This is a genomic window from Skermanella sp. (genome assembly GCF_059503625.1).
Map to the genome: position 1 here is coordinate 1 of NZ_JCACHA010000207.1, position 3343 is coordinate 3343.

The window sequence follows — 3343 nt, forward strand, 5'->3', positions numbered from 1 at the left end:
TGATCCGACCATCAAAATGGTTCAATGAAAAAAGCAGGTGAACATGCCTGTCTTCCTTTTTTGTCAGATCCTCTAACTATATCGTAGAGGAACTTTCCTGCTTCGCCCTCATGGCCGCCGTGGCCTCGTCCATCGCGCGGCGCCGATCACGCACCGCGGCCTCGTCGCCCTGCCCCGCCTTACGCCCAGTCGCGAGTTCCCATGCCAGTGCCGCCTCCAGCAGTCGGGCATCCTCCGGCTCGGCTTCGCGCCACACCTTACAGGCACCGGAGGTCCACTGGCCGGCGTTGCGGCCGACCTTGCTCTCGTTCGCGGCAGCCATCAGTTCGGTGAAGTTATCGTCATGCCGACTTAAGCTCCCTCGTTGCCTTCAGTACCGTAGACCAGCTGATGCCCTCGAGCGTGCGACCGCCGATACCGACGATCCGGTGTTAAGCAGGTTGCGAGCATGCTCCGCCCGCTCGCCTGCCAGCTTCGGCGGGCGCTCGCCTTTTCGCCTCCGCGCCTTCGCCGCAGCGACGTCCGCCTTCTTCCTCTCCCGGATCAGCGACCGCTCGAATTCCGCTATGCTGCCGAAGATATGGAAGACAAGCCGCCTGCCGGGCGTGCTGGTGACGATCTCTTCCGTGATTGACTTCACAGCCCGACGCCGCGTTCGACCATAAACTCGACGGTCTCGATCAACTGGCGAAGGGATCGGGCGAGCCGATCCAGTCGCCAGACACGAGAGTATCAGGAAACATGGCAATGTGTGGGGGTGCGTCAAAAAGCATCATTACGTCGTGAAACCCTCAATTTTCGGGACAGCATCAGTGCCGCTCAGGATCAGGAGAAGAGGTAATCGATACCTTTAACCAGGCCGACCGCATCAACAGTGACCACCATGCCGTCGCCAAGATCGAACGTCGTGCCGCCGCCGGAAACGGTCACCTTGGGAGCCATAGATGGGTCGAAGCGGATTGTGTCGCCACCAGCCGCACCGGCCCCGCTGAAGCCAGTGATCTTTGTCGTTCCAGCCTCGACGAAGTCGAAGATGAACCTGTCGTTGCCGGCGCCGCCGATAAAGGTGTCGTTGCCACCGCCGCTGAGAAATTCGTCATCCCCCGCGCCACCGTCGAACTGGTCATTTCCGAAGCCGCCGTAGAAGCTGTCAGAAGCTGCCGTGCCGGTGACACTCTTCGGTCCGGCTCCGTAGAGGTCGGCGATATAATCAGCACCACCCTGGCCGTGCAGGATCAGCATCTCGATCCCGCTGAACCGCCCCACCGCAACCATGTCTTCGCCGTTGCTGTAGTTCAGGTAGCCGTAGCCGTCGTCGTTGTACGCGATGAAGGTTCGCACCGGGGTGCCGTTGTTCGTGGCGTCGTTATAGAAGTGCAGTGTATCTTCCCCGCCACCGCCGAGCATGCGGGAGCCTGCCAGGGAGCTTCCGATCGCGAGTACTGATCCGGCGGTTGGGTTATAGTAAAGCGTGTCGTTGCCGTCACCGCCGTTGAGATGGCCAGCACCGGTCCCGCTCTTGAGCACGTCGTTGCCTGCATCGCCGTTCAGCGTATCGGTGCCGGCGTCGCCATAAAGGATATCATCACCGATGCCGCCGTAGATGGTATCATTGCCACTACCGCCGTAGATGGTATCCCGGCCGTCCTCACCACGCAGGATATCGTTGCCGGCTTCGCCCCAGATCCGGTCATCACCGATCCCGCCCCAGATCTGATCGCCACCGTCCCGGCCATAGAGCACATCATTGCCGCTGTAGCCATAAATGAGATCGGCGGATGTCGTGCCGTATTTGATGTCGTTGGCGTTGCCGCCCTTGATAGTCGCCACGTGCCATTCCTTACCATAGAACAATGCCCGAGACGCCGGGTCGAGGTACGAAAACTCTCAGGGGGTGAGAGGGTTTATGAAGTTTTTGTATAGACGTTTTGTCCGGCAATCAAACCAATCCACAACTATAGCTTCAAGCTGTTTGTTGTTCATTATTACCATTGTCGGTGGTCTGGCTTTTGAAGCCCGTTTGACTACATCTTCTGGCCAGTTATGTGATGCCCGAAGACCTCGGAGTTGACGTGGTCGATGGCGGCGACCACGCAGACCCGACCCTCCTCGACTATCTGCACCAGCGTGGCGCCGACTCCTCACAGCAGGTCCGGAGCCTCGGTCAAAGTGGTGCCGTCATGATCGTCGGCCGGACGCGGCGGCCGCAACGGTGAGAGCGGCTGATGATCACGCATCAGGCGCAGCACGCGGTCGCGGCCAACCGGCAGACCTGGACCATAGTGTAGGCGGACCCAGACCTTGCAGTGCCCCTGCTCGAGAAGGGTGAGGCGGCGGGGCCGGCTTGGATGGCGGCGAGCAGACTGTGTCATCGACCGGCCGTTTGGGATCGCGTGCCCGGGCGGAGCGCTGTCGGCTGGATTGCCGACAGCGCCTTGTCACGCCAGCGCTCCAGCCGGTAGAACCTCGACGCCGATTTCCCGCGACACCGCATCAAGCCATGGGTCACACAAAAACTGGAGGGCTGCCTCGCGCTTGCGAGTAGGCGCTCCAGCGGTGACTGACCATCAATCAGGCCCTTTCGCCAGAACTCGTTGGCAACTTCGGGTTGTTCTTCGGATTTACCATCGGTTCTTCCCTATGAACAACCCGGTGTCCAACGTTATCAACGACAGATCAGCACTTAATGCATGTCACCGGTACGACCGCCCACAAATAGATCCAGTCCCTTTGGCAAAGTAAGAGGGATGACACCTTGCTTGAGATCCTTCGCGACTTCGACAGTTTCGACCAGACTTCTGGTCGCAAAGGGCTTGTCCAGGCAGCCGATCGCCGCTTCCATGTTATCCCGTGCTTGCCTGTGCTGGGAGCTGACAAAGATCGACATCACTCTCCAGCGCTCCAGCAATACGCGCGCCACATCTATCCCGCTGCCGCCTTTCTCAAGATTGATGTCGATCAGCGCCAGCTCGGGCACCTCCTGTTCAACCAGCTTCAAACAGCTGTCGAAGCTGGCCACTGGCCCCATGACCTCATGCCCGGCTTCCTGGAGAGTCATTCCAATACATAAGGCAATGATAGCCTCATCTTCGACAACAATAACCCGCATGCTCATGCACCCTTCGCTTGGCCTCATACCGAGTTAGCAATTATCTTTCTTTTAAGCTGGCATAAACTTGTGCAAACAACATATGGGAACAAAGATGGTTGCAATGATTGCCACAAATTCTCAGCTTGACTTTGGGCATTTCGAGGGATTGCAGGTTTTCGTCAGGAGAGCGCCCGCCATACGTGCTCAGGGCGAGAGCACACCTGCTTGACTCATCAGAGCCGCTGATAGTGG

At 58.7% G+C, this 3343-nt stretch carries 7 protein-coding genes; 1 reads left to right on the plus strand and 6 read right to left on the minus strand.

The annotated features are described in order from the left end of the window. Nucleotides 1-76: 76 nt before the first annotated feature. From AC5JJ6_RS05195 to AC5JJ6_RS05210, 4 genes are all read right to left on the minus strand, one after another. A complete protein-coding gene (locus tag AC5JJ6_RS05195; protein ID WP_496041021.1) occupies nucleotides 77-322 on the minus strand; it encodes a hypothetical protein in 246 nt (81 codons plus the stop codon). A 48-nt stretch (nucleotides 323-370) separates the two neighbouring features. Continuing rightward, complete coding sequence (locus AC5JJ6_RS05200; RefSeq protein ID WP_496041022.1) at nucleotides 371-640, minus strand: recombinase family protein; 270 nt, start codon at nucleotides 638-640, stop codon at nucleotides 371-373. Continuing rightward, on the minus strand, nucleotides 637-684 hold the full coding sequence (locus AC5JJ6_RS05205) for a hypothetical protein (protein WP_496041027.1): 48 nt from the start codon (nucleotides 682-684) through the stop codon (nucleotides 637-639). The genes AC5JJ6_RS05200 and AC5JJ6_RS05205 overlap by 4 nt, the downstream gene beginning before the upstream one ends. A gap of 141 nt (nucleotides 685-825) precedes the next feature. Continuing rightward, complete coding sequence (locus tag AC5JJ6_RS05210; protein ID WP_496041023.1) at nucleotides 826-1830, minus strand: calcium-binding protein; 1005 nt, start codon at nucleotides 1828-1830, stop codon at nucleotides 826-828. Nucleotides 1831-2048: 218 nt separating this feature from the next. Here AC5JJ6_RS05210 and AC5JJ6_RS05215 point away from each other — a divergent pair, with 218 nt between their 5' ends. Beyond that, nucleotides 2049-2216 (plus strand): hypothetical protein, encoded by a 168-nt coding sequence (locus AC5JJ6_RS05215; protein WP_496041024.1) that lies wholly within the window; start codon nucleotides 2049-2051, stop codon nucleotides 2214-2216. A 467-nt stretch (nucleotides 2217-2683) separates the two neighbouring features. Here AC5JJ6_RS05215 and AC5JJ6_RS05220 read toward each other — a convergent pair whose 3' ends face one another. Beyond that, on the minus strand, nucleotides 2684-3115 hold the full coding sequence (locus AC5JJ6_RS05220) for a response regulator (protein ID WP_496041025.1): 432 nt from the start codon (nucleotides 3113-3115) through the stop codon (nucleotides 2684-2686). 34 nt (nucleotides 3116-3149) lie between these two features. Next, nucleotides 3150-3343 (minus strand): hypothetical protein (locus AC5JJ6_RS05225; RefSeq protein WP_496041026.1); only part of this gene is annotated, 194 nt, incomplete at its 5' end.